We start from the raw sequence: 720 nt of genomic DNA on the forward strand, positions 1-720 counted from the left end.
GGCGGCGCGCCCAAACAGCTGCGCCTGCGCGATCCGCGCCGCCACGCCGCCGACATTGACGCCGACGCGCGCATAGCGCCCCACGCGGGCGGACAGACGGTTACGTTCGAGATCGCGATCGGAAGGCATGCGGGGAGTTACGTCGTGCGCGGCGCGCCGGATGCAAGAGCGGTGGAACGCCTCAGCCCGCCCGCTTTATCCGGATCAGCTGGAAGAACGGCGCGGGAAAGATCGGCTGGACGTCGACCACCGCCATATCGGGCGTGGTCGCGGCCCAGGCGCGCAGGCGCGAGACCTTGAAGTCGGTCGACCAGCCGACCTTCTTCACGAGCGGCGCGAGCGCGGTCTCGAGCTTCATGCGCAGGCCGCCCTCCGCTCCCATCTTGGACGCGACGATGATCTCCCCGCCCGGCCGCAGCACCCGGCGCATCTCGTCGAGCGCGCCTTCCGGGTCGGGCACCAGCGTGATGACGAACGGCACCGTCACGGCGTCGAACGAGGCGTCCGGCAGCCCGAGATTGCAGGCGTCCATGCACACGAGCCCCCGGACCTGCCCGAGGCCTTCGCTCACGACCTTCTCGCGCGCCTTGGCGAGCATGTGGGTCGAGAGGTCGACGCCCACCACGCGGGCGTGCGGCGGGTAGTAGCGCAGCACCAGCCCGGTGCCGACGCCCACCTCGAGGATGTCGGGGCCGCAGGCCGCCGCCGCGGCCGCAGCCT

1 protein-coding gene is annotated in these 720 nt (G+C 71.8%); it reads right to left on the reverse strand.

Annotated features, from left to right (window positions below):
- Positions 1–181: 181 nt before the first annotated feature.
- A partial coding sequence (locus ACIKT0_RS19490) for a class I SAM-dependent methyltransferase (protein ID WP_407106913.1) occupies positions 182–720 on the reverse strand: 539 nt, incomplete at its 5' end.

Origin of the sequence: Hansschlegelia beijingensis (genome assembly GCF_045505405.1) — a bacterium.
In the GTDB taxonomy this organism is placed as follows: domain Bacteria; phylum Pseudomonadota; class Alphaproteobacteria; order Rhizobiales; family Methylopilaceae; genus Methylopila; species Methylopila beijingensis_A.